Source organism: Rahnella sp. GSA61A, assembly GCF_019969905.1.
Taxonomy (GTDB): Bacteria; Pseudomonadota; Gammaproteobacteria; order Enterobacterales; family Enterobacteriaceae; genus Rahnella; species Rahnella aceris.
Genome location: NZ_JAHXYO010000011.1, coordinates 163,220 through 187,208 on the forward strand (window position 1 = coordinate 163,220; position 23,989 = coordinate 187,208).

A 23,989-nucleotide genomic window follows, 5' to 3' on the forward strand; every position below is an offset into this window, starting at 1 on the left:
TAACAGTGATAGCTAATAACTGCCAGATTTAGGCGCGGCGTGTAATTCACCATCACCGACTTTAATCCCTAAAATGGCGGCGACTTTTTTGCTGATCAGTTCAATATCAAATGCCGAAGCCGATACCGGACTGAAATCAATAATAGAGCGCTGCGAGGCATTGGCCTCTGGCACACATTCATCCCTGTGGATTGTGCCTAATAATCTTTCATTTAAACGCTGTTCGAAAAATTGGGTGACGTCGCGGCTTAATGTCCGGCGGGTGTCACTTTGGTTAACAACATAATATTCACCCAACTTGTTATTCAAAGGGGTGCCAATTAATTTGTTTTTTTCCATTAAGGGTAATAAAGATAATGATGCGGTGTCGGCCAGCATCACCACCACATGTAAATCAGCAATGGCCTGAACGGCTTTTAATGCCGGACTCGGGCCGGGAGGGAAATCCGCGATAATAATTAATCCCGGATAATTCAGGACGGTATTTAATCCGCGCTGTAAAAAATGCGGATCGCTGGCAAGCTGATGTTCGAATTCCAGCCGCTGATCTTCCGTCACTTCGCCATAAGGTAAGACAAACGTATTGGAACCCGCTTTCAGGATGAACTGGCTCCAGTCGGATTCATTACCCGAACCGGCGACAAAACCGCGGGTATCGGCAATAGGTACACCGAAATGAAGGCGAAGGGCGTTCTGCACATCAAAATCGATGACCAGCACTTTACTGCCACTGCGGGCAAGCGAATAGGCCAGGTTGGAGGCCACCGTGGTTTTTCCTACCCCACCTTTCGGTGAACAAACGCAAACTAACGGCATGAGGCAATCATCTCTAACAGGGGTTGAAGCGGTGTGTCGCGATGTAAATAAGCGCTGGCAGGCTGCGGCGCTCGCTGTTTAAACATTTGTTTAAAGCGCTGGTTAACCTCAGCAGACGCCGGGGATGCGGGCACCACTGGCGCTGGATTTTGTACCGGCGGCTGGTGGTAAACCGGCGCGGCGGAGTGTTGTTCTGGCTGAGGCGTCTGAACCGGCGCAGGTGCAGGCTTTGAAGGCGCTTCGGGCATTGCTTTACGCAATGAATCGAGTAAACCTGAGCCGCTGTCAGGAATGACTGACTGGGTGTGCAATGTCGGTGCTGTGTGAACAGGCTGATGTTGCGCGGGCTGCACGGACACGGGGGCTGGCTGAACGGGTGCGGACGGCAGCGTTTCGCGCAGGGCATCAAGCAGACCAAAACCGGCTGGCGGAGGAGTAACCTCCGAAGACATCGGCGTGGCTGGTGTGTGCATAACAGGCTGTGCGGCAGAAGCATGCGGTTTCTGCTGCTCATTGACAGACTGAGAAGCAGAAAGCGAAAACTCGTCCGCAGAAATGGATTGTGGCGTTGGCTGCGTGGTACGCCCGTTATCAAGTGGACCGGCAGGCTCTTCGCTGGCTGAGACTTGTTTAATCAACGTCCACTGATTCATTGAACCTGTTATGGATTCTCCCGTTGATTTTTCATTAAGCTCTTTATAATCAAGATTTTCCAACTTCGTCTTATCCATAAAACGTTTAATGTCATCATATTTATTCATAAATCCCGCCCGATAGGATTATATATTTCGGTGTTTTCTGGACGTCAAAACGACTGTGATTGGCCGTTAACAAAGAGTGTAAAAAGATGAATATTTTTAAAGTTTTATGTGGGAATAGGACTCGTCTTAATATATCAGTTCTTTTACAGCATAGAGCAGTTTTTACAAAAAATAGGATTAACCCGCATAAAAAACAACACGGGCATAACTGGCTGGCGGAGAAGGTTTTTGATGTTGTTTTGCGATGCGTTTTTGTTAAATTAGTATAATGTTTGGTTTTTTATGTGATGAATAGCACATAATATTCATCAGGTGCGCCGGGCTCAGGATGTTCTTATGCTGTGAATTATTCGATTAACCTGAGTAATGTATGTTTTCTCTAAGTTGAACAACATAAAGAATATTCATTGTAGGTGTGTACCGGCAAACATGTTGTTTTTTATAGCCAAAACTTCGTCTTTAACCTCGAAATAACACGTTATAAGGTATACTGCGCACAAGTACCGTTTCTGCCCGGATGGGCGCGGAAAATCATGTCGGTGGTTGATGGAGAATTAAGTTGCGGGTCAGGCGTTCATTAACGATTAAACAGATGGCGGCCGTGTCGAGCATTGCGGCCATCACCATTTGTATTTTTATCGTCATCCAGCTGTTCCACTTTGTACAGCAACGGAGGGACGATTACGCCCAGCAACTTGAGAATATTGCGCATTCTGTTCGGGTTCCGCTCTCGCAAGCCGTGCTGGATGTTGATCTGGAAGAAACGCAGGACATTCTGAATACGCTGCAACCGGTGGGCATTCTGAGCCGTGCCGACGTCGTGTTACCCAATCAGATCGCCGCACTGCATACGCATTTCCCACCAGGCCGCCCGGTGCCGCAATGGGTGACCCGCGGTTTCAATCTGCCGGTGACAATCTCCGTACCTCTCTATTCTGCGGCTGCCAGCCCTAAAGCCCCCAAACCCCTGGCTTATCTGGTCCTTCAGGCTGATTCCTACCGCATGTATCAGTTCATCATCAGCGCGCTCTCGACCATGCTGACGACATATCTGTTGCTGGCGCTGATCCTGACCATTTCCGTGAGCTGGGTTATCAACCGTTTGATCGTGAAACCGCTTCGCGCGATTGCCAGCGATCTGGAATCCCTGCCGGAAAGCGAGGTGCCAGGCCATCAGTTGACCCTGCCGCAACGCCACGAAGACGATGAGATCGGCATGCTGGTGCGCAGCTACAACCGCAATCAGCAACAGCGGGAGAAGCCGCAATGCACTGCCCGTGAAGCACTGCTGCCTTCTCAAACCATGCTAAATAATGAAGAACAGTTTATGCAGCATCTGGAACACCGCCTGCATTGCGCTGAACCGCAAAAAAGTTTCCACCTGCTGTTAATCGGCATTGAAAGCCTGCGCGATGATGGCCATGTGGATTGCCCGCTGATCTCTTCCATCATGAATGTGTTGCCTGAGAACTGCCTGCTGGCGCGCCTGAGTTATAACGAATTTGCTCTGCTGGCGGCGGATATTCCGCGGCCCTTTATGGCGATGCGTCTGGCGCGGCAAATCATGGAGCGCATCAATGCGCCGCAGGAAAGTCATGCTGGCAATATGTCTCTGCATCCGACCGGCAGCATCGGCATCGTGCAATACACCGGCGAATTCCCGGTGAGTGCGCAGCAACTGATGGTGAATGGTCGTGCGGCCAGAGTCTCGGCCTATCAGCAGGGGAAAAACCAAATCCTGTTCTTCGAGCCGGAACTGACCGAAAAAATTCAGAAACGCTTACTGCAGGAAAACGAAATCCTGCATGCGATGGAACAGAATGATTTCACGCTGTTTATCCAGCCGCAGGTGAATATGGCAACCGACACGGTGGTCGGGGCGGAAGCCCTGCTGCGTCGTAAAATGGCCGATGGAAGTTACGGCCTGGAAAGCGATTTTATTGTGCTGGCCGAAGAAATCGGCGTCATGAGTCAGCTGGGTTACAAAATTCTTGAGCTGGGCTGTCAGATCCTGGCGGACTGGCAGCAACGAGGCATTCCCCTGCCGCTGTCAGTCAATCTCTCCGGCGCGCAGGTACAGCAGCGTAACTTCCTGCCGGAACTGCGCAGCCTGCTGAGCCGTTACAAAATTAATCCGGGACAACTGGTGCTGGAAATCACGGAAACGGCCCGCATTGATGATCTCGATCGCGCGCTGCTGTTGCTCAGCGAACTTCGCGCCGTGGGTGTTTCCATCGAGCTTGATGATTTTGGTCTGGGTTACTCCGGGCTGGAATACCTCAACCGGCTGCGCACATTACCTATTGATGTCATCAAAATTGACCGCAGCTTCGTCAGCGTGCTGCCGCAGGATGAAGTGATGGTGAATATTGTGGCCTCGATTGGTCGCGCCATGAATATTCAGCTGGTAGCCGAAGGCGTAGAAACTGAGGAACAACGTCAGTGGCTGCTTAAGGAAAATATTCAGCTCGGACAAGGCTATTTATTTTCCGCGCCGCTTTCCAAAACTGACTTCGAACGGAAATTCTGCCAGCCTTCCTGACCAGTACCACGGACAGGAAAACCTCTTCTTGTCCGGCATTTCCCCCTCCTGACGCTTTTTTTACTTACATTACTTCCTGCTGAATCCTTTCCGCTCCGGTTTTTCATGACTCGTGATTGCGGAGGGAAACGAAATATTTCCATCATGTTGTGCTTATGTTATTTACCTGCTGCCACTCATTACCTTTGACCTTACAAAAAATAGAAGTCGGCGCAATCACTTCAGGATGGGTATTCATGAAAAAATCACTCTTCAGAAGCCTGTATTTTCAGGTGCTTTTGGCTATTACCGTCGGTGTTCTTCTGGGGCATTTCTACCCTGAGATTGGCGCTCAAATGAAACCACTTGGTGATGGTTTTGTTAAATTAATCAAGATGATCATCGCGCCGGTGATCTTCTGTACTGTCGTCACCGGTATTGCGGGTATGGAAAGCATGAAAGCGGTCGGCCGCACCGGTGCGATTGCGCTGCTGTACTTTGAAATTGTCAGTACACTGGCGCTGATCATCGGGCTGGTGATCGTCAATATTGTACAGCCGGGAGCCGGGATGAACGTGGATCCTGCCGCGCTGGATGCCAAAGCGGTAGCGGTTTACGCCGAGCAGGCGCAAAGCCAGGGCATCATTCCGTTCCTTCTGGACGTGATCCCCTCCAGCGTGATTGGGGCATTCGCCAGCGGGAACATTCTTCAAGTGCTGCTATTTGCTGTGTTGTTTGGCTTTGCGTTGCATCGTCTGGGCCACAAAGGCCAGCTGATTTTCAATGTGATCGAAAGCTTCTCTCAGGTCATTTTCGGCATCATCAATATGATCATGCGCCTCGCACCGATTGGCGCATTTGGGGCCATGGCGTTTACCATCGGCAAATACGGCGTCGGTTCGCTGGTGCAACTGGGACAACTGATCCTGTGCTTCTACCTGACCTGTATTTTGTTCGTGGTGGTGGTGCTCGGGCTTATCGCGCGCTTCACCGGTTTCAGCATCTTCAAGTTTGTGAATTACATTAAAGAAGAGCTGCTGATCGTGCTGGGCACGTCATCTTCTGAATCAGCGCTGCCGCGCATGCTGGATAAAATGGAGCGTCTGGGTTGTAAGAAATCGGTGGTCGGGCTGGTCATTCCGACCGGCTATTCCTTCAATCTGGACGGCACCTCGATTTATCTGACGATGGCAGCAGTCTTCATCGCGCAGGCGACCAATACCCATATGGATATCTGGCATCAGATCACCCTGATTGTGGTGCTGCTGTTGTCTTCAAAAGGGGCGGCAGGCGTAACGGGCAGCGGATTCATCGTGCTGGCGGCAACGTTGTCTGCTGTGGGCCATTTACCGGTTGCAGGACTGGCACTGATTCTGGGCATTGACCGTTTCATGTCCGAAGCGCGTGCGCTGACCAATCTGGTCGGTAACGGCGTCGCCACCATCGTGGTCGCAAAATGGTGTGATCAGCTGGACGAAGGGCAGTTAAAAGCGACCTTAAACGGCCAGAAGGGTCTGACAGAAGCCGAAAAGTCCGCCTGAAATTTCTGAAAAATGGTGGCTGAATGGATGAAAATATTGAGAAAGGTTTCTAAAAACGCATTTATTTAGCCCCAAACCCACCTAATATCCACCGGTTACTTGATGCAACCGGTGGATTATCTTCATAATATGTCCCTCAAATGCCTCATCTGGCGTTCGTTCCCATAATATTTTTGCGGGCTGCGTGACATTGCGAAAAATGCGCGGTCTAACGAAGGGCTGTATTTTCCGTCCTTAAACTTACGCATTCAATTCCTGTGGGCCAGTCGACCGACACCGGCAGGACAGCATATTGAAAATTGGATTGTCATTACGTAGGGGTTCACATGCAGGGCACCAAAATCCGTTTACTCATTGGTGGATTGCTGCTGGCAGCAGCCGCAAGTCATGTGCAAGCTGAAGCATTACAACCAGATCCGGCCTGGCAGCAGGGGAAACTGGACAATGGATTTACCTGGCAGTTGCTGACCACGCCGCAACGCCCGAGCGATCGCATTGAATTACGCCTGGTGGTTCGCACCGGCTCGCTGGCGGAATCAGCCCAGCAAACGGGCTATGCCCATTTCCTTCCCCGCCTTGCGCTGATGCACAGCGAAGGCTTCAGCACGGCTCAGCTCCAGTCTCTGTGGCAGCAAAGTATCAATCCGCAGCGGCCATTGCCGCCAGCGGTCAGTTCTTATGATTTCACGATGTACAACCTGAGCCTGCCCAATAACCGTCCTGAGCTTCTGAAAGATGCTCTGAACTGGCTGGCAAATACGGCGGGCAAAGTGTCTGTCACCCCGGCGCTGGTGAGTGCAGCCCGTCAGGAATCTCAGGATCCGGTAGGTTCTCTGCCTCAAAATACGCAGGATGCCTGGTGGCGTGCGCGGATGGCCGGTTCGACGCTGGTTGGTCACAATCCAAACCATTTACCCACCAAACCTGTCAATATCGAGGCATTAATCAAATTTTATCATCAGTGGTATACGCCTGATGCGATGACGTTATTTGTCGTCGGTAATGTCGACAGTCGTGGCCTGAGTGAACAAATCAATCGCACGTTCTCGTCACTCAAAGGCAGCCGCCAGACGCCGCAGACGTTGCCCACGCTGTCTGAAGTGACGACAAAATCCATGACCGTCATGGATGAAAATCTGACTCAGGATCGTGTCTCATTAATGTGGGATAACGCCTGGCAGCCCATTCAGGATTCACAGGCACTTGCCGCATACTGGCGCAGTGATCTAGCCCGCGAAGCGTTGTTCTGGCATTTGCAGCAACAACTGAAAAGTGCGTTTGAAACCAAAAAAGACACCCCGGCACCTGGCCCGGGGCTGGGTTTCGACTGTAATGTGCAATATCAGCGCGCGCAGTGTGCAATCCGCATTGAAGCACCGCAGGCTAAGCTGACGGAGCTGTTTAAACGTCTGTCAGAAGAACTCCTGGCTGTTCGCGATAAAGGCATTTCTCAGGCTGAATTTGACGCACTGATTGCGCAGAAAAACGATCAGCTGAGCAAACTGTTCGCGACTTACGCCCGCACCGATACCGATGTGCTGATGAGCCAGCGTTTGCGTTCCCAGCAAAACGGTGTGGTAGATATCGCCCCAGAACAGTATCAGCAATTGCGTCAGCAGTTCCTTTCCACGCTGACCCTGCCGGTGCTGAATCAGGAACTGAAGCAACAGCTTTCCCGCGCTCCTGCGTTATTAGTGGCGCAGCCAAAAGGGGAACCTGAGGTGAATGCCGCAGAGCTGCGGGCGGTTTATGACAAGATAATGGCACCGGTGGAAACCGCGCCTGTGGTTGATGCCCCTGCGGGGGATGTGCCGGCGGCATCGGCGACGACTGCGCAATAAGTAGATCGTTGAGTAAGAATTCGGTCGGCTCCCTCCCCTGCGAAGGGGAGGGTTGGGGTGGGGTATTAAGGTCTAAATCAAAAAGTTTAAGTGTGCTTTAGCAAAGAGTTAGTCATTAAAACCCCCTCCCAGCCTCCCCCTTCGCAGGGGGAGGAGTAAAGAAAAACTCCCCTTATGCCCGCCCCGGCATAAACTCCATCGGAATGATCGCACCGCGATGCTGGATAACCGTACTCGCTGTTTCATGTCCACGCACTGCGGCTTCCACCGCGCTGCCACCGGTGAGCCTCACCGCCAGATAACCGGCGCTGAAGGAATCTCCTGCTGCCGTCGTATCAATGACTTTCTCTTTCGGCAATTTCACCGCAGGGACATCATGCAACTCGCCTTCAGCGCTGGAGACGATGCAACTGTCGGCTCCGCGTTTGACGACCACTTCGCTGACCCCCAGCGCATGGGTGCGCGCAATCACGTCGTCGTACGGCTTCTGGCCCCACAACATATCTTCGTCATCGAGGGTTAGGAAGGCGATGTCGGTGCAGGAAAGCATGGCGTTATATGCGGCCTGCGTCTGTTCTTTGCTGGCCCACAGACGCGGACGGTAATTGTTATCGAAAATCACTTTGCCACCGCGTGAACGGCAGGCTTTCAGCAAGGTCATCAGACGGTCACGGCTTGCGTCGCTGAGGATCGCCAGACTGATACCGCTCAGATACAGATAATCGAATTCTGCCAGTTTCCGGCAAATCTCTTCGGATTGCGGACTGTCGAGCCAGTAGCGCGCGGCAGCATCATTGCGCCAGTAATAGAAGGTGCGCTCGCCGGTGCTGTCCGTTTCAATCACATACAAACCGGGTAACTTGTTTTCAAGGCGCTGGGTCAGATCCGTGTGAACCCCTTCCTGCTGCCAGGCCTGCAACATTTCATTGCTGAAACTGTCATTGCCGAGCGCGGTGACGTAATGCACGTTCAGCGCATCAGGGGAAACCTGGCGGGAGATATAAACAGACGTGTTCAGCGTGTCGCCACCAAAACCGCGGTGGAGCGCATCGCCTTTCTGAGATAATTCGATCATGCATTCGCCGATAACGGCAATGTTTTTGCTGGTCATGGTACCTGGCCTATGTCTGAAGCATTAAAACGAAAGGAAAGAAAAGACCGTCATTATTGCGCTCTAGTCTCTTCATAAGAATGCGGTCAGTCAAATAAATTAAAACAAGGTTTTATTTTTGTAGGCAGCAGGCAAAAAAACGAAGAAAAAACGAGGGGAAAAGTGGAAGCGTCAGCACTTCCACCTGAGGCAGTTACTTATTTTCCTGACGCAGTTCGGTCACCGGACGGCCACCCACTCCCCAGTTATCGGTGTCGACCTCGTCAATGACGACCACGGTCGTCGCCGGATTTTTGCCCAGCGTGTCCACCAGTAATTGTGTCACCCCGGCGATCAGCGCTTTCTTCTGTTCAGCTGTCGCGCCTTCGCGGGTGATTTTGATATTAACGTAAGGCATTTTTTTCTCCGGCTTGTGAATGAGGCGTCAATAAAATATTCAGTGCTTCCACTGTAGAGCCTGTGTAAAAGAACTTCCAGCCCGGCTTTTTGGCTGATTTAGGCGCACAGATTGTAAGGTTATATCGAGTGATTAAAGTTTCCCCGCGCAGCGCCGATAGATAACTCTACTAAAGAAAGCCAGGAAACCGGGCTACTTTGCCTCCATGAAACACAGTGTTCTGCGAACACACGCTGTTGACATGAATCACATTGTAGTCACGCGACACATGTTGCCGCATGTCCCCCTGATAATCTGATTCTTATTCATGACGGCAGAAAAATATGATAACTAAGATGATGTTAGGGCTGATTACGCCTTCTTTTACCGCCATAGAGCGCGTAAAAGCACAGTCTTACTGGCGTCAGTGTCAGAGAGTGTACCGTTTTCAGCCTATTTATCGCACCACAGGAAAGCTGTTGGGAATTGAATTGCTGACAGGGATTTTTCACCCTGCGAGCCCGCACAAATTCATTTCGCCGGAAGAATATTTTGTCGCGATCGCTGTGGGCAAACGTTTGCAAATCGTGCAGGAGCAGCTCGACCTGTTGCAGCGCTGGCAGCATCTGTTCATTGAAAACGAATTACTGGCGTCGATTAACGTAGATGGTCAGGTACTGGAAATGCTGCAATCTGATTCGGCGCTGCGCGCGCAAATCAGCGCGATGCCGTATGTCCGTTTTGAACTGGTTGAAAGCGCCGAAAATGCGCTGAGTATCCCGCTGTCGCAAATCGAGCAATCTGACCGGTTGTGGCTCGATGACTTTGGTCAGGGTATCGCTAACTTCTCTTCCTTCACCACCTGGCATTACGAATACATCAAAATCGCCCGCGATCTGTTTATTTTGCTTGGCCAGAGTGAAGAGGGGTCGCGGCTGTTTTACACGCTGGTGACGCTGATGAATCGCTATAGCAAAGGCGTGATTATTGAAGGCGTTGAAACGGCCTCTGAATGGGCGATGGTCTGCAATTCTGATGCGCTGGCGGCACAAGGCTATTATCTGGCGCGCCCCACCATTTTCGACAATCTGGATAATCTGCCCATACATTTCAAAGGATAATGGATCACGCCTGACCTGCTGAGGCAAACTCTCAAAGTTGCTGGTGACTCGTTGTGGTGTGATGCATTTTCATTTCACTGATTTAAAAAGCATTACCTTCCGACTTCCTGCCTGATATGCCCCCTTCACGAATGCCCCTTCCTGCAAGCTGTTGAGAATTCTACTATGGTTAAAACTTAGGATTGGTTAACTGTCTGAAAGGAACAGATTTATGACGCGCACAGGTAAAGTGATTTCCTGGGTTGTGGGTGTGATTATCATTGCGTTGATTGCTGTCGTGATTTTCATTGCGACATTCGACTGGAACCGCCTCAAACCGACCATCAATCAAAAAGTCAGCACCGAACTGAACCGCGCATTCGCGATCCGCGGTGATTTAGGCGTGGACTGGTCGCGTCAGAAAGACGAAGCGGGGTGGCGCGCGTGGGTGCCGTGGCCGCATATTCATGCTGAAGATATCGTGCTCGGTAACCCTTCCGATGTGCAAACCGGCGAAAAAGACGCGCAGATGGTGAAACTCGCCCGCGTTGACGCCAGCATTGCGCCACTCGCCTTACTGCATAAAGAAGTGTTGATCCCGCGCATCTGGCTGAAACAGCCTGATGCTTCATTGCTGCGTCTGGATAATGGCAAAAATAACTGGACGTTCAATCTCGCCAACAGCGATACGCAGGATCCGGCGCAGCCGCCGTCTGCCTGGTCATTCACGCTCAATGATATCGTGTTTGATCGCGGGCAAATTGACTATAAAGACGCGAAACTGAAAGCTGATTTCCGCGCCGTGATTGATCCGCTGGGCAAACCGCTGCCGTTCACGGAAGTGGTCGGTGATAAGAAAGATGCACCGAAAACCAAAACCCCGCCTTATGTGTTTGGCTGGAAAGTTGACGGCAAATACAACGGTGAATCGCTTTCCGGCAGCGGCAAAATCGGTGGCATGCTGGCGCTGAAAGACCCGGATGTGCTGTTCCCGTTACAGGCAGATGTCCGTTCCGGGAATACGCGGGTGGCCGTCGCGGGGACATTGCAGGATCCGATGAATCTCGGGGGGCTGGATTTACGTCTGAAATTCTCCGGCCAGACGCTGTCTGACTTGTATGGCCTGACCGGCGTGCTGCTGCCGCAAACGCCACCGTATTCCACCGACGGGCATTTATCGGCGACGTTGCATGATAAAGACGGCGCAATTTACCGTTTTCAGAACTTTAACGGTGAAATCGGCGACAGCGATATTCACGGCTCACTGACTTATCAGGCCGTTAAACCGCGACCTAAACTGACCGGTGAGGTAGTTTCAAAACAGCTGCGCTTTGCTGATCTGGCTCCGCTGATTGGTGCCGATTCTAACCAGGACAAAGCCAAACGTGGTGAAACTACCCGGCAGCCTGCCGACAAAGTATTGCCGGTGGAGAAATTCGATACCAAAAGCTGGCGGGTAATGGACGCTGATGTGAAATTCAGCGCCAAACGTATCGAGCATGGTAAATCCCTGCCGCTGAGCGATTTGAGTACTCACCTGAAACTGACCGACGGCGAGATCCTGCTCGACCCGCTGCGTTTCGGTCTGGCTGGCGGTAATCTGAATTCCACCATCCGCCTCGAAGGTGACAAATCGCCGATGCAGGCGCGCGCCGATATCCATGCCCGCAAACTGAAGCTCAAGCAATTGCTGCCAAACGTACAGTCAATGGAGCGCAGTCTGGGCGACCTGAACGGTGACGCCACGCTGACCGGCACCGGGAATTCGGTCGCAGCGCTGCTCGGTACCAGCAACGGTGATATGAAAATCCTTATTAACGATGGCGTGATCAGCCGTGGCCTGATGGAACTGGCAGGGCTGAATGTCGGTAATTACGTGGTGAGTAAACTGTTCGGCGATGATGAAGTGGCGATCAACTGCGCGGCCGCCAACGTCAATGTGAAGAACGGACTGGTCACGCCACGGCTGTTTGTGTTCGATACTGAGAATGCGGTGATTAACATTACCGGCAATACCAATATGGCAACCGAACGGCTGGATCTGTCGATCAACCCTGAAAGCAAGGGCGTGCGTATCCTGACCTTACGTTCACCGCTGTATGTTCGCGGCACCTATAAAAATCCGGATGCCGGCGTGAAACCAGGGCCGCTGATTGCCCGCGGTGCCGCAGCCGTCGCGCTTGGCGCTGTCGTTGCCCCGGCTGCCGCGCTGCTGGCGTTGATCTCTCCAAGTGATAATGAAGAAAACCAGTGCGGCCCGATCTTGCAGCAGATGAAACAGAAGTAATCGTGTTGGATTAACGCCTCCCCCTGCGAAGGGGAAGGCCGGAAGGGGGCTTTAAGGCTGAGGCACCGGATCCAGTACCGCACATTTGTGGTCCTGGATTTCTTCGGTGGAGGCGTTATTGAGTTTGAGTAAGTCACGCTCGCTGGCGAGCAGCAGGAAATCGCCGCCCGGCAGGCTGACCATCGCCATGCCGAAATGTCCCATCTTTTTATCGGCTTCAGGTACGCCTTCGGCCAGAAGCCGGAAAGCGCCTTTCTCATTCAGCTCAGCCTGCGTCACTTTACGCGCCAGATAGGTGTGTCCGAGCAGCTTATCCGGCAGTTCCTGCCAGTTATATCCCATCTGCCCGCCATCTTTGCTCAGCGTGGTTTTTACCTGTGGCAAAAGACAGGAGATGTGGATGTGCAGCTGATTCTGCGACCGTCCGTATTGCGAGTTAATCGCCAGCGAGACATTGCTGTCATCAATCGGTTTACCGTATTTATCCGCCATAAAATGCCGCGCATTCCATGCCTGGCTGAAAAAGTTTGGCGTTGACGGTTCCAGCAACGCAGGGCTTTCCATACCGGTGATCCGCGCGGTCGGCATCAGCAAATATTGCAGCGGGCCGTTCAGATCTTTCAGCACCACAAAACCCTGTTGTTCATCGACCTGCGCGCAGGGCTCAGGTTTGCCCGTGCTTTGCTGATTCGGCACGCATTTTTTGCTGATGATGTTCCACAGAGCGTTGGGATTGGAGGTGTGTGGCCAGAAATACCAAAAGGCCGCAGTAATAAGGATAAGCAGGATCAGAACAGGCAGGATAAATCGACGCAAGCGCATAAGAGACCTTCGCAGAAGGCACCGTGCCGGGCGCAAACCGGGCACGGTATCCGGGTCAGTTACAATGACTGATGGGCGGTTTCTTTGGACAGCAGCAGCGCGATCAGCGTCAGCGTTGCCATTGAAGCCAGATAAACGCCCACATAGAACAACCCGTAATGGGTTGCCAGCCAGGTGGCGATGTACGGCGCGACAGATGCGCCCAGTATCGAAGACACATTATAGGAGAAGGACGCGCCGGTATAGCGAACTTCTGTCGGGAACAGCTCCGGCAGCAGCGCACCCATCGGACCGAAAGTCAGCCCCATCACCATGAAACCACACAGCAGGAATACCATCACCAGCGCCTGTGAACCGGCACCCAGAATGGTCGGGAAGCACAGGGCGAAGACGATCATCAGCAGCGTAATACAAATCATGGTTTTGCGACGGCCAAACTTATCCGCCAGCTGACCGGCAACCGGCACCATCACGCCGAAACCGACCACGCCGATCATCAGCATCAGCAGGAATTCATTGCGCGGAATGCCCAGCCCGACCGGCTTTGCGGCAGTGCCGTAACCCAGTGAATACACGGTCATGATGTAGAACAGCGTGTAAGTCGCAACCATGATAAAGGTGCCGAGAATCGTCGCCTTTTTATATTTAGTGAACAGCGTGCCGATTGGCACTTTCACCTGTTTACCGGCTTTGGCAATTTTGGCAAATACCGGTGTTTCGTGCAGGGAAACGCGCACATACAGACCGACGATCACCAGTACCGCAGAAAGCAGGAACGGCACACGCCAGCCCCAGGAAATAAACTGTTCGTCGGTCAGCAGCCACGACAGCAGCAGGAACATGCCGTTCGCGAAGAAGAAGCCAATCGGTGCGCCAAGCTGCGGGAAAGAACCGTACAGGGCGCGTTTCTTCGCCGGTGCGTTCTCGGTGGCGAGCAGCGCCGCGCCGCCCCATTCACCGCCAAGGCCCAGACCCTGACCAAAACGCGCCAGCGCCAGCAGCATCGGTGCGAAAACGCCAATGGTTGCGTAGGTCGGCAGCAGGCCGATCACCACGGTAGACACGCCCATCGTCAGCAAAGAGGCCACCAGCGTGACTTTACGTCCGACGCGGTCGCCGAAGTGGCCGAACAGCGCGGAACCGATCGGCCTGGCGACAAAGGCGATGGCAAAGGTCGCGAGAGACTGTAGCGTGGCCGCCGTCGGGTCACCCTGCGGGAAGAAAATGTGCGGGAAAACAATCACCGCAGCAGTGGCATAGATATAAAAGTCGAAGAATTCAATGGCCGTACCGATAAGCGATGCCACGATGACTTTGCTGCGGGAGTTCTGACTCACCAATTGCGCGTCAGCTTCTAATTCTGGAGTGATAGTGGCTTGCATAAGTGTTTCTTATTTGTAATGAGTGGGAGGGATCTAATGTAAATAAATGTATATCGAAAAGGCATCTTATGCAGAGCGCGGCGGTATTTCAACGCAGCGGAAGCCGCGAAAAAAGGCGTTTAAAGCCGGATCGGGGGATTATTTTATCAGGGCAGGATTTCGCCAGTCATAAGTTTGGCGAATGGGTAAAAGGCAGAGCAACTGACTGCAAAACCGCAAAATAAAAGTACGGCTCTCAGTCAGTTATTCTGGTTTTCACGGCGGCGCCATGCCTGACTTAGCATTATTCACTGCTTTTTAACTTCATCTTCAGCATTAACTGTGGATATATGCATTTCGTCTGGCACGATGAGGTTGTCCGGCGTGTATTCACTGTCGTTTTCCGTGGCATTTTTCGCGTTTTTGGCGGCTTTTTGCTTCGGATCCGGCATCGGCGGGTCATCTTTGTATTTCGCCGTCGCTATCCACGCGGCGACAAACAACGTCAGGCGGGCGAAGAAATAGAAGAAAGCCATCAGGCCGATCACTGAACCAAACGCTGCGCCGGAAGGTGAGGTCGCCAGCTTCGGCAGTGTCATGGTCATCACGAATTTAATCACCTCAAAACCCATCGCCGCCAGTAACGTCCCGCGCAGCAGCGCTTTTTTGCGTGGTTTGTGGCGCGGCAACATCCAGAAAATCCACAGGAACAGCAAATAGTTAGCGGCAATGGAAATCACCAGCGTGATACTGGTCATCACCGGGCGGAGCCAGTCAATGCCACCCAGACCCAGCGCATCGACAATGGTTTTTTGCGCGGCACCGGCAATCGACGTCAGCGACAGCGTGATAATCAGCGCCAGCACCAGCCCGGTCAGGGAAATAAAATCGCGAATATAGCGGCGGTAAATTTTCTCCTGATCCTGCGGATTACGCTCCCAGACATCGCGCGACTGGGCACGGATCGCCTCGCGCAAATTCCCCATCCAGCTCACGCCGGAGTAAAGCGCAATCAGCAAACCGGATAACCCCACGGCAGTACGCTGCTGGATGGCAGTATTTACCGTGCTTTTCAGCGTATTCGCCAGATTCGGGTCACTGATGCTGTTGACGATTCGGTTGATCAGTTCTGCCAGCAAATCAGGATTTGAGGCCAGCACAAAACCGACCGCAGCGAAGGACACCATCAGAATCGGGATCAGCGACAGAAAGGAGAAATAGGTGATGGCCGCGCCAAACTGGCTGCCAAGGCGATCGTTAAAGCGTTCCGTGGCACGCAGCAAATGTGCCACCCAGCCCCAGGACTGCACGTATTCCACGAGTCGTGAAAATCTGCCGATGTTTTTATCCACCGTCTGATTGCCGGTTTTGATGTTGATCAGCGGGGTCGGTTTTTCCTGTGTGGCCGGTTCTTGTTTTGAAATGATGGGCATTGATCCATGTTGTCCTTAAAAATTCATCCGGCCTTAAGTATAGACGCCTGAGCGGTGAGGGCTAAGCCAGAGGCGTCTGAAAGCTCAGGCAATGAACGTTTGGGTGATATCGGTCAGCCAGTCCATAAACACTTTAACGCGGCGTGACAGATTCAGACGATGCGGATAAACCAGCGTCACCGGCATTGGCGGTGCACGGAACTGCGGCAAAATACTGATCAACTGACCACCCGCCAGCGCGTCGCGCACACCAATCAGCGGAACCTGAATGATGCCGAGGCCGTTGATACAGGCGCTGACGTAGGTTTCGGTGCTGTTAACCGTCACCGCGCCGCCGCTTTTGACCGTTTTCACCTGTTTGCCGTCGAGATATTCAAAGGCCGACGTATGGCTGCCGAGGATTTGTTCATAATGCACCATGGCGTGTTGTGCCAGCTGGTCAGGGTGATCCGGCGTGCCGTAGCGGCGCAGATAACCGGGGCTGGCGCAGTTAACCATGCTGAGATGCCCCAGCGGACGCGCAATCAGCCCGGAATCTTTAAGGGTGCCGGAGCGGATCACACAGTCAAACCCTTCCCGCACCACATCCACGCGGTGATCGGTGCAGCTCAGTTCAATTTCCAGCGCCGGATAACGGTTAAGAAACTCCGCCAGACGCGGTAACACCAGATGCGTCGCCATACCGGTGGTCATATCAACCCGCAAACGTCCGCTGACACTGGCCGGATTCGACTGAAACATCGATTCCAGTTCATCCATGCTGGCCAGCAACTCTTTGCAGCGCTGATAAAACACCTGTCCGTCCTGTGTCAGTTGTACGCGGCGCGTTGAACGGTGCAGCAAACGTGCCGACATCCGCGTTTCCAGTTGCTGCACCAGCCGCGACACACTGCCTTTGGGCAATCCCAGGCTTTCAGCCGCGCGGGTAAAATTACTCAGTTCAGCGACGCGCACAAACACCTGCATTGATTGAATTTTATCCACAATTTGCCTGATTGTTGTTGAGAATGAGACAGTGAAAATCATTATGGCTCATTTATCACTCTCAGGTAATCCAATAGGCTGTGTTTCATCCGATGCAGAAGGTGCAAAAAGCCAATGAGGTCAGATATGAACCGTAAAATCGCAATAGTGACCGGCGGAAGCCGTGGTTTAGGTAAGAATGCCATTGAAAAGCTGGCAAAAAAGGGCGTTGACGTGATTCTGACTTACCACAATCAGGCCGCTGCGGCACAGGAAGTGGTGATTTCTGTCGAAGCACAGGGTGGAAAGGCCGTTGCGTTGCAGCTCAATACCGGTGAGTCCGGCAGTTTTGATGGCTTTGTTGTGCAGGTAAAAGCGCAACTGCAACAGGTCTGGCAGCGCGATACTTTTGATTTTCTGATCAACAATGCCGGGGTAGGTTTACATCAGTCTTTTGCCGATACTACCGAAGAACAGTTTGATCTGATGATGAATGTCCATCTGAAAGGGCCGTTCTTCCTGACGCAAAAACTGTTGCCGCTGATGGCCGACGGTGGCCGCATCCTGAATATCTCCAGCGGGCTGGCGCGTTTTGCTCTGCCGGGCTCATCGGCTTACGCCATGATGAAAGGGGCCATCGAAGTGCTGACCCGCTATCAGGCGAAAGAACTCGGCGCACGCGGGATTACCGCCAACGTGCTGGCTCCTGGCGCAATTGAAACGGATTTCAGTGGGGGTATGGTGCGCGATAATCCGGATGTGAACAGACTGGTTGCCAGCAATACTGCGCTGGGCCGCGCCGGTTTGCCGGATGATATCGGTGATATGGTGGCGCTGATGCTCAGTGATGAAGCGGGCTGGATGACCGCCCAGCGCGTTGAGGCCTCAGGCGGTATGTTTATCTAAACGTTAATCGTGCTGGAAACGCTTCGCTTTCATATGCTGCTGTTTTTCCAGCTCAAAAATCGCCCGTTGCAGGTCGCGTTCCTGCGCGGGTGATAAATTCGGAAACTTAAAACTCAGCCGCTGCGACGTCACGGTTTCGCCTTTATTGCTCACCGATTTACGCACCATCGCGCCGAGATACTGCAGATCTAATGTAAAGGTTCCCAGCTCCGCTAGCTGAATCAGCGAATCTTTCAGCATTGACCCGCTGGTGATTTCCGGCGGTGTAGCCCCTTCAATCTCCAGCCCCAGCCCGCCAAGTGAGATATCACGCACGCGATAAGCAAACTCAGAGGAATCAGGCAATATTCCGCTGCAACGGAAATCCGACATCCGCGGTACACTCACGCGGAAATACTCACGGCGCTGAATGAAATACAACACGGGCGGAAGATCGCAGGTAAATGTCGGCAAACCTTCATAGCTGACCTGGCGGACTCTGCTGCAGGAAAACTCAACCTTGGCACCGGCCGGTTCCGCAACAAACGTCAGTGTGCCGGCTTCAGCGGCCAGAGTGTTCTCGTAATCTGAACTGCCCAGATCGAATAAGAACTGATGGTTGTCAGCATCAACGTCCAGAATTTTACTGATAAATTGTCCGCGGGAATGGCTGACCATGACCAGGGTCTGGTTCTTCTTTAAGTCTCGCAGAACGGACAAAATTGCCAGCGTGTTCCGCTTCGCAAACGACTCTTTCGATACTTCGCTCACCTGCCACACCTCATAAGAAATAAATGCAAAATTATGGCGCAGCCGTTGACGTATAAGGCGCCCAATACGGATTATCGGCCACTCAGAGCAAAACTTTATCGCGCAATAACGTCTATTTTGACCCGCAAAAAGGGATATTCCGGGCGCGCAGGGCGCTGTTTGCGCGTCTCTGATTTATATATAGGCTATCTTTTCGCGTTCTGATGCCTATTTTCTCCTCAATTTTTTTCATTTAAAACCTCACCGGAGAAAATTATTTCCCTTCACGGCGAATAAAAATCGCTGCTCAGGTGTTTACCTTTATATCGAACACTGACGGGCACGGTTTTTATGCAAACTTCATCTTCTGTTCTTCGCAGCCGTTACGACGGCCTGACTATTTTGCTGCACTGGCTGACGGCGATGGCGGTGATTTTCCTGTTTGCCAGCGCGCATATCTGGGAAGTGCTGGAGCGCGGCACGCCGCTGCGCAAAGGGCTGCAATCGGTGCATATCTCGGTGGGGATCCTGCTGGCGGCGATTATTATCGGGCGTCTTTTATGGCGTTTGTTTACCGTCAGCACCGGTCGCAGTAAACAGCAACCGGTCGCCATGCCGACGCTGATGAAAGCCGCCGCGCACCTGACCCATCTGGCGCTCTATCTATTGCTGGTCGCGCAAATCATTCTGGGCTTTTTATTCCGCTGGTCGCAGGCCGAACCGTTCTACTTCTTCGGTTTATTCCCCATTCCTGACGTGTTCAATTTCGACAGTGTGATGACCAGAACTTTCGGTTCGTTGCACAACAACGTCGCCTGGGCGCTGATCATTATTGCGGGTATACATGCGCTGGCGGCACTGTTCCACCATTACGTTCTCCGCGACGGCATTTTGCGCCGCATGTTACCGGGCAGCACAAGCCGCCCGTAAGTCATCAGTTAATTCCCTACAGGACATCATTATGAAGACAAAAACGGTAATACAGGCGCTGTCGGTTGTGTGTCTGGCGGGCAATCTGCTGTTTTTCAGCGCCGCCGCTAACGCGATGGGTGATGATTCCGACGCTAAAAAAACGCCGGACTGCCCGAAGGGGCAAATCTACGACAGCAAAACTAAGAGCTGCATGGTGGATAAAGGCAGCATGATTTCCGATCAGGATAAAACGCAGTACGCTTATCATCTGGCGAAAACCGGCCGTTATCAGGAAGCGCTGACGGTGCTGAATACGCTGAAAGATCAGAACACCAAAGAAGCCTGGAACTATCGCGGCTATGCCACCCGTAAACTCGGGCGCACCGACGAAGGTATCAGCTATTATCAGAAGTCGATTGCGATTGACGCGAAGTACGCCAAAGTCCGGGAATATCTCGGCGAGGCTTATATGATTAAAGGGCGTCCTGATCTCGCCAAAGCCCAGTTAGCGACCATCAAAGGCTTGTGCGGCACCGGCTGCGAAGAATACCGCGACCTGAGCGCCGCCATCGACGGTCATCCGGAATCCTGATCACGGAGAATCGATAAATCTCACCGGCAGACTTACGTTCTGAACTGAGCCAGTGCCTGTCACGTCTGTGGCGCTACGCGATGGTACTGTCGCGCAAGCATGATGTGGCGGACGATCTGGTGCAATCCACCTGCGTGCGGGCGCTGGAACGCTGCGCGCAGATTAAGGACAGCACCGGTGTGGACCGCTGGCTCTTTTCTATCCTGCACTCCATATGGGTTAACGAACTCAGGGCGCAGTACGTCCGTCAGGGGCAGGGTTTTGCTGATGTTGATGAAACGCAGGCGCCCGCCGATACGCTGTCTTTCGAGGAACGTCACTGGCATACGCAGGTTATGCAGCGGGTGAACCGGCTGCCGGAAGCCCAGCGCAACGCAGTGTTTCTGGTGTATGTCGAAGGTTTCACCTATCAGGAGGCGGCAATGACGCTTTCCGTCCCCATCGGTACCATCATGAGCCGTCTGGCGACCGCCCGGCTGACGCTGGCAAAAGACACCGGTACAGCCACCCAACCGCAGCAGGGAGAGAAAAAATGACCCGTGAAATCCCGGCTGCGCCTTACGCCGATGAAGTTCTGGTGGCATACCTCGATAACCAGCTAAGCGAATCTCAGCGTGCAAAATTTGATGCACAACTGGCGCAGGACGACGTGCTGGCGCAGCGGCTGGCGCAGATGTCACGCAGCAATTTACCGTTCCACGACGCCTTTGGCGCGATGTTGCAGGAAGCGCCGGTCGGGAAATTACAGGCTGCGCTCGATGCTATCCCTGATGCACGGATTGCCGGTTCGTCCGGATTCAGCCGTCGCGCACTGCTCGCCGCGTCGTTAAGTTTTCTGGCCGTCGGGCTGCTGGGTGGACGTTATTCCACGCTTTTTGCTTCTGACGATAACTGGCGTGCGCGCGTGGCGGATTACATGTCGCTGTATACCGCGCAGACGCTGGCGGATGTGGATGATTCTGCCGGACAGCAGAAAATCCAGCTCGCGCGGGTGCAAAACACCTTAGGCATTGCACTGAGCCCGGCGGCGCTGGCGGTGCAGGGCGCGGATCTGAAAGATGCCCGTATGTTGCATTATGACGAATATGACATCGCGCAAATTACCTATCTTGACGCGCGGTACGGCCCGATGGCGCTGTGTATTACGCGCAGCGAGCACCGCGACAATACGGCATTGCAGCGAGAAATCCGCCGGGGAATGAACGTGGTTTACTGGCGCAATGCCGGTTACAACTTCATGCTGATCGGCCACAGTCCGGCACCGGCTCTGGCCGCGCATGCTGCGGCTTTACAGGCGAATCTGGCCTGAATGATTTCGTCACGTCACTAACTTATGTAATTATTTAAAGTATTAAACTATTTTTAATGCACGTAACGATAATGTTAAATTGTTTACGAAATCTCGATAATATGAGTATTCGGTAACATTTGTGTGGTTGATTTGTCGTTCTTCGCCGCGGTTTTCGTTGCTCCCCATTATTGTCCTTTCATACTCTGTGGAAATAATCGCTTATTTCCCACCGCACCGCCGGGTTGTTGATTTCGTTTATCCAGAGGAAATCTGGATAGCTTTCACCTGCAAAACTAAAACTAAACATTCAGAGAAACAGACGTCATGAGAAAGATACTCGCCATGATCCTCTGCCTTAACGTGGTTGCTTTCAGCCAGTCAGCGTTGGCAGAAGATGAAAAGCCCGTTGATGTGTTACTGATCGGCGGCGGCATTATGAGCGCGACGCTGGGGACATACCTTCAGGAATTAGAGCCAGACTGGTCAATCGACATGGTTGAGCGTCTGGACGGCGTAGCGCTGGAAAGCTCCAACGGCTGGAACAACGCCGGTACCGGCCACTCTGCGCTGGCAGAAATGAACTACACACCGGAAAAAGCCGACGGCAGTATCGATATCTCCAAAGCGGTCGAAATCAACGAATCCTTCCAGATTTCCCGTCAGTTCTGGACCTATCAGGTTGAGAACGGCGTGCTGCACAACCCGCGTTCCTTCATCAACAGCACGCCGCACATGAGTTTTGTGTGGGGTGATGACAACATCAATTTCCTGCGTAAACGTTTTGCGGCATTGCAGCAAAGCACGCTGTTCCGTGGCATGGAATATTCAGAAGACCCGGCGCAAATCAAACAGTGGATCCCGCTGGTGATGGAAGGGCGTGACCCGGCGCAGAAAATCGCTGCGACCCGCATTCCGATTGGTACCGACGTAAACTTCGGCGAAATCACCCGTCAGCTGGTGGCCTCGTTGCAGAAGAAGCCTAACTTCTCCCTGAGCCTCGGTCATGAAGTGCGCGACATTAAACGTAACCCGGATAACACCTGGGACGTGACCGTTGCCGACCTGAAAAATGACGGCAAAGAAAGCGTTATCAAAGCGAAATTCGTGTTTATCGGTGCGGGCGGTGCGTCCCTGACGCTGCTGCAAAAATCCGGTATTCCTGAAGCGGATAACTACGGCGGCTTCCCGGTGGGGGGCGAGTTCCTGGTGACTGAAAACCCGGACGTGGTGAAACGTCATCTGGCGAAAGTGTACGGGAAAGCGTCTGTCGGCTCACCGCCGATGTCCGTTCCGCACCTCGATACCCGTATTCTGGATGGCAAACAGGTTCTGCTGTTCGGGCCGTTCGCCACCTTCTCCAGCAAATTCCTGAAAAACGGTTCCCTGTGGGATCTGTTCGGCAGCGTGAATTTCTCCAACATCATGCCGATGACCCACGTGGGCATCGACAACTTTGATCTGGTGAAATATCTGGTCAGCCAGGTGATGCTCTCCGACGACGACCGTTTCGATGCATTACGTGAATACTTCCCGGATGCGAAGAAAGAAGACTGGCGTCTGTGGGAAGCCGGTCAGCGCGTGCAGATCATCAAAAAAGATGAGAAAGAAGGCGGCGTTCTGCGTCTCGGCACCGAAGTGGTCAGCTCGAAAGACGGCAGCATTACCGCGCTGCTGGGCGCTTCTCCGGGCGCATCCACTGCGGCACCGATCATGCTGCACCTGATGGAAAAAGTGTTTAAAGACAAAGTCGCCACACCGGAGTGGCAGGCCAAACTGAAGGAAATCATCCCTTCTTACGGCACTGAACTGAACGGCAACGTGGCGGCAACCGAGAAAGAACTGGGCGACACCAGCCGCGTTCTGATGCTCGACAACCCGCAACCGAAAGCGGCGGAACCGGCTCCGGCGGCGGACAATTCTTCAGCTCCTAAAAAGGGCGAAGAGCAGAAACAAGTGGCAGACGTCGCGTTGTAATCTGATTCCGTAAAAAGTGATCGTAAAGGCGCGGGCAACTGCGCCTTTTTTCTTCATCTCCCTTCATATATCTCTTTGTGAATACGTAAATTCCATTAAACTATTCCCACAATTTCACCATGTGAATACAGTTTCCTCACACCCCGAAAAGCAGGATGCTTTTCACATGCCAACCAGGGACCGGAATGGACACACTTTCCCGCTACTCACTTGATATCTGGAACAGCCCTTACCGTCTGGACGTGCTGAACTTTCGCGGCGAGGAACAGCTCAGCGAGACTTTTTCCTACACCGTTGACGTCACCTGCCCCGAACCGGATATCGGTGCCGCGCAGATGCTGCGCCAGTTCGCCAGCTTCACGATGGGCACGCCTTTCCAGCCGGAACGCGTCGTGTACGGCGTTATCCGTGACTTTCAGCGCCTGTCGACCTCCGCCGACGAAACCCTTTACCGGATCCGGACTGGGAACGCTACACCTCGCTTGATGCGGCAACGGACAGCCTTTTAACGAAATAACAGGGACGATCACCAATGGATGACAATTTCGAAAAGGCGCTGGCATTTTTCACCCCGCCACCTGACAGCTGGGTCTGCAGCGGACAAAGAAAAATTGAGGCCGCAGGCCAATGGATTTGGGAAACCCTGCAGGGA

General features: G+C 52.9%; 20 protein-coding genes and 1 pseudogene. 12 read left to right on the plus strand and 9 right to left on the minus strand.

Going from position 1 to position 23,989, the window contains the following annotated elements; translation table 11 throughout:
- Nucleotides 1–12: 12 nt before the first annotated feature.
- Entirely contained in the window at nt 13–816 is an 804-nt protein-coding gene (gene bcsQ / locus LC431_RS15580; RefSeq protein WP_013573457.1) for a cellulose biosynthesis protein BcsQ, read from the minus strand.
- On the minus strand, nt 807–1,577 hold the full coding sequence (locus LC431_RS15585; RefSeq protein WP_223510058.1) for a hypothetical protein: 771 nt from the start codon (nt 1,575–1,577) through the stop codon (nt 807–809). The genes bcsQ and LC431_RS15585 overlap by 10 nt, the downstream gene beginning before the upstream one ends.
- Before the next feature lie 559 nt (nt 1,578–2,136).
- On the opposite strand from LC431_RS15585, the gene hmsP reads away from it, so the two are divergent.
- The 3 genes from hmsP to LC431_RS15600 all read left to right on the plus strand — a co-directional run bounded on the left by hmsP (nt 2,137) and on the right by LC431_RS15600 (nt 7,480).
- Entirely contained in the window at nt 2,137–4,119 is a 1,983-nt protein-coding gene (hmsP, locus tag LC431_RS15590; protein WP_126124568.1) for a biofilm formation regulator HmsP, read from the plus strand.
- A gap of 236 nt (nt 4,120–4,355) precedes the next feature.
- Nucleotides 4,356–5,639: a dicarboxylate/amino acid:cation symporter gene (locus tag LC431_RS15595; RefSeq protein WP_013573460.1), complete on the plus strand. Its 1,284-nt coding sequence runs from the start codon at nt 4,356–4,358 to the stop codon at nt 5,637–5,639.
- Between the two features lie 326 nt (nt 5,640–5,965).
- On the plus strand, nt 5,966–7,480 hold the full coding sequence (locus tag LC431_RS15600; RefSeq protein ID WP_223510059.1) for a pitrilysin family protein: 1,515 nt from the start codon (nt 5,966–5,968) through the stop codon (nt 7,478–7,480).
- Nucleotides 7,481–7,652: 172 nt separating this feature from the next.
- Here LC431_RS15600 and LC431_RS15605 read toward each other — a convergent pair whose 3' ends face one another.
- Together LC431_RS15605 and LC431_RS15610 are read right to left on the minus strand one after the other, a co-directional pair.
- Nucleotides 7,653–8,591 (minus strand): sugar kinase, encoded by a 939-nt coding sequence (locus LC431_RS15605; protein ID WP_013573462.1) that lies wholly within the window; start codon nt 8,589–8,591, stop codon nt 7,653–7,655.
- 193 nt (nt 8,592–8,784) lie between these two features.
- Nucleotides 8,785–8,988 carry a 2-hydroxymuconate tautomerase family protein gene (locus tag LC431_RS15610; RefSeq protein WP_013573463.1) on the minus strand — a complete coding sequence of 68 codons (204 nt, stop codon included), beginning with the start codon at nt 8,986–8,988 and terminating at the stop codon, nt 8,785–8,787.
- A 323-nt stretch (nt 8,989–9,311) separates the two neighbouring features.
- On the opposite strand from LC431_RS15610, the gene pdeH reads away from it, so the two are divergent.
- The gene (pdeH, locus tag LC431_RS15615; RefSeq protein WP_013573464.1) at nt 9,312–10,088 is read left to right on the plus strand and encodes a cyclic-guanylate-specific phosphodiesterase; all 777 of its coding nucleotides are present in this window, start codon (nt 9,312–9,314) and stop codon (nt 10,086–10,088) included.
- A gap of 211 nt (nt 10,089–10,299) precedes the next feature.
- Nucleotides 10,300–12,354: an AsmA family protein gene (locus tag LC431_RS15620; protein ID WP_223510060.1), complete on the plus strand. Its 2,055-nt coding sequence runs from the start codon at nt 10,300–10,302 to the stop codon at nt 12,352–12,354.
- Nucleotides 12,355–12,405: 51 nt separating this feature from the next.
- Here LC431_RS15620 and LC431_RS15625 read toward each other — a convergent pair whose 3' ends face one another.
- The 4 genes from LC431_RS15625 to LC431_RS15640 all read right to left on the minus strand — a co-directional run bounded on the left by LC431_RS15625 (nt 12,406) and on the right by LC431_RS15640 (nt 16,954).
- The gene (locus tag LC431_RS15625; RefSeq protein WP_013573466.1) at nt 12,406–13,176 is read right to left on the minus strand and encodes a CDP-diacylglycerol diphosphatase; all 771 of its coding nucleotides are present in this window, start codon (nt 13,174–13,176) and stop codon (nt 12,406–12,408) included.
- Between the two features lie 59 nt (nt 13,177–13,235).
- Nucleotides 13,236–14,558 (minus strand): MFS transporter, encoded by a 1,323-nt coding sequence (locus LC431_RS15630; RefSeq protein WP_013573467.1) that lies wholly within the window; start codon nt 14,556–14,558, stop codon nt 13,236–13,238.
- Nucleotides 14,559–14,845: 287 nt separating this feature from the next.
- On the minus strand, nt 14,846–15,970 hold the full coding sequence (yhjD, locus tag LC431_RS15635) for an inner membrane protein YhjD (protein ID WP_223510061.1): 1,125 nt from the start codon (nt 15,968–15,970) through the stop codon (nt 14,846–14,848).
- A gap of 84 nt (nt 15,971–16,054) precedes the next feature.
- A complete protein-coding gene (locus LC431_RS15640; protein WP_223510062.1) occupies nt 16,055–16,954 on the minus strand; it encodes a LysR family transcriptional regulator in 900 nt (299 codons plus the stop codon).
- 126 nt (nt 16,955–17,080) lie between these two features.
- Between LC431_RS15640 and LC431_RS15645 the strand changes: the two genes are divergently transcribed.
- Entirely contained in the window at nt 17,081–17,839 is a 759-nt protein-coding gene (locus LC431_RS15645; RefSeq protein WP_112151969.1) for an SDR family NAD(P)-dependent oxidoreductase, read from the plus strand.
- 3 nt (nt 17,840–17,842) lie between these two features.
- Here LC431_RS15645 and LC431_RS15650 read toward each other — a convergent pair whose 3' ends face one another.
- Nucleotides 17,843–18,589, minus strand: a complete 747-nt coding sequence (locus LC431_RS15650; RefSeq protein ID WP_013573471.1) for a flagellar brake protein — start codon at nt 18,587–18,589, stop codon at nt 17,843–17,845.
- Nucleotides 18,590–18,919: 330 nt separating this feature from the next.
- Between LC431_RS15650 and LC431_RS15655 the strand changes: the two genes are divergently transcribed.
- From LC431_RS15655 to LC431_RS15680, 6 genes and pseudogenes are all read left to right on the plus strand, one after another.
- Nucleotides 18,920–19,498 carry a cytochrome b gene (locus LC431_RS15655; RefSeq protein WP_217244458.1) on the plus strand — a complete coding sequence of 193 codons (579 nt, stop codon included), beginning with the start codon at nt 18,920–18,922 and terminating at the stop codon, nt 19,496–19,498.
- A 31-nt stretch (nt 19,499–19,529) separates the two neighbouring features.
- Complete coding sequence (locus LC431_RS15660; protein ID WP_121020016.1) at nt 19,530–20,072, plus strand: tetratricopeptide repeat protein; 543 nt, start codon at nt 19,530–19,532, stop codon at nt 20,070–20,072.
- 80 nt (nt 20,073–20,152) lie between these two features.
- Entirely contained in the window at nt 20,153–20,608 is a 456-nt protein-coding gene (locus LC431_RS15665; RefSeq protein WP_232829691.1) for a sigma-70 family RNA polymerase sigma factor, read from the plus strand.
- Nucleotides 20,605–21,381, plus strand: coding sequence for an anti-sigma factor (locus tag LC431_RS15670; protein WP_037033789.1), 777 nt, complete (start codon nt 20,605–20,607; stop codon nt 21,379–21,381). Before LC431_RS15665 ends, LC431_RS15670 begins: the two co-directional genes overlap by 4 nt.
- A 306-nt stretch (nt 21,382–21,687) precedes the next feature.
- Nucleotides 21,688–23,337 carry a malate:quinone oxidoreductase gene (locus tag LC431_RS15675; RefSeq protein WP_013573476.1) on the plus strand — a complete coding sequence of 550 codons (1,650 nt, stop codon included), beginning with the start codon at nt 21,688–21,690 and terminating at the stop codon, nt 23,335–23,337.
- A gap of 185 nt (nt 23,338–23,522) precedes the next feature.
- Nucleotides 23,523–23,822: pseudogene (locus LC431_RS15680) on the plus strand (contractile injection system protein, VgrG/Pvc8 family); the annotation flags it as partial.
- Nucleotides 23,823–23,989 lie beyond the last annotated feature (167 nt).

What these genes read in the sequence shown, in the direction of transcription:
- bcsQ (WP_013573457.1), bottom strand. Translation starts at nt 816, where the DNA reads ATGCCGTTAGTTTGCGTTTGTTCACCGAAAGGTGGGGTAGGAAAAACC.
- LC431_RS15585 (WP_223510058.1), bottom strand. Translation starts at nt 1,577, where the DNA reads ATGAATAAATATGATGACATTAAACGTTTTATGGATAAGACGAAGTTG.
- LC431_RS15595 (WP_013573460.1), top strand. Translation starts at nt 4,356, where the DNA reads ATGAAAAAATCACTCTTCAGAAGCCTGTATTTTCAGGTGCTTTTGGCT.
- LC431_RS15600 (WP_223510059.1), top strand. Translation starts at nt 5,966, where the DNA reads ATGCAGGGCACCAAAATCCGTTTACTCATTGGTGGATTGCTGCTGGCA.
- LC431_RS15605 (WP_013573462.1), bottom strand. Translation starts at nt 8,591, where the DNA reads ATGACCAGCAAAAACATTGCCGTTATCGGCGAATGCATGATCGAATTA.
- LC431_RS15610 (WP_013573463.1), bottom strand. Translation starts at nt 8,988, where the DNA reads ATGCCTTACGTTAATATCAAAATCACCCGCGAAGGCGCGACAGCTGAA.
- pdeH (WP_013573464.1), top strand. Translation starts at nt 9,312, where the DNA reads ATGATAACTAAGATGATGTTAGGGCTGATTACGCCTTCTTTTACCGCC.
- LC431_RS15620 (WP_223510060.1), top strand. Translation starts at nt 10,300, where the DNA reads ATGACGCGCACAGGTAAAGTGATTTCCTGGGTTGTGGGTGTGATTATC.
- LC431_RS15625 (WP_013573466.1), bottom strand. Translation starts at nt 13,176, where the DNA reads ATGCGCTTGCGTCGATTTATCCTGCCTGTTCTGATCCTGCTTATCCTT.
- LC431_RS15630 (WP_013573467.1), bottom strand. Translation starts at nt 14,558, where the DNA reads ATGCAAGCCACTATCACTCCAGAATTAGAAGCTGACGCGCAATTGGTG.
- yhjD (WP_223510061.1), bottom strand. Translation starts at nt 15,970, where the DNA reads ATGCCCATCATTTCAAAACAAGAACCGGCCACACAGGAAAAACCGACC.
- LC431_RS15645 (WP_112151969.1), top strand. Translation starts at nt 17,081, where the DNA reads ATGAACCGTAAAATCGCAATAGTGACCGGCGGAAGCCGTGGTTTAGGT.
- LC431_RS15655 (WP_217244458.1), top strand. Translation starts at nt 18,920, where the DNA reads ATGCAAACTTCATCTTCTGTTCTTCGCAGCCGTTACGACGGCCTGACT.
- LC431_RS15660 (WP_121020016.1), top strand. Translation starts at nt 19,530, where the DNA reads ATGAAGACAAAAACGGTAATACAGGCGCTGTCGGTTGTGTGTCTGGCG.
- LC431_RS15665 (WP_232829691.1), top strand. Translation starts at nt 20,153, where the DNA reads ATGGTACTGTCGCGCAAGCATGATGTGGCGGACGATCTGGTGCAATCC.
- LC431_RS15670 (WP_037033789.1), top strand. Translation starts at nt 20,605, where the DNA reads ATGACCCGTGAAATCCCGGCTGCGCCTTACGCCGATGAAGTTCTGGTG.
- LC431_RS15675 (WP_013573476.1), top strand. Translation starts at nt 21,688, where the DNA reads ATGAGAAAGATACTCGCCATGATCCTCTGCCTTAACGTGGTTGCTTTC.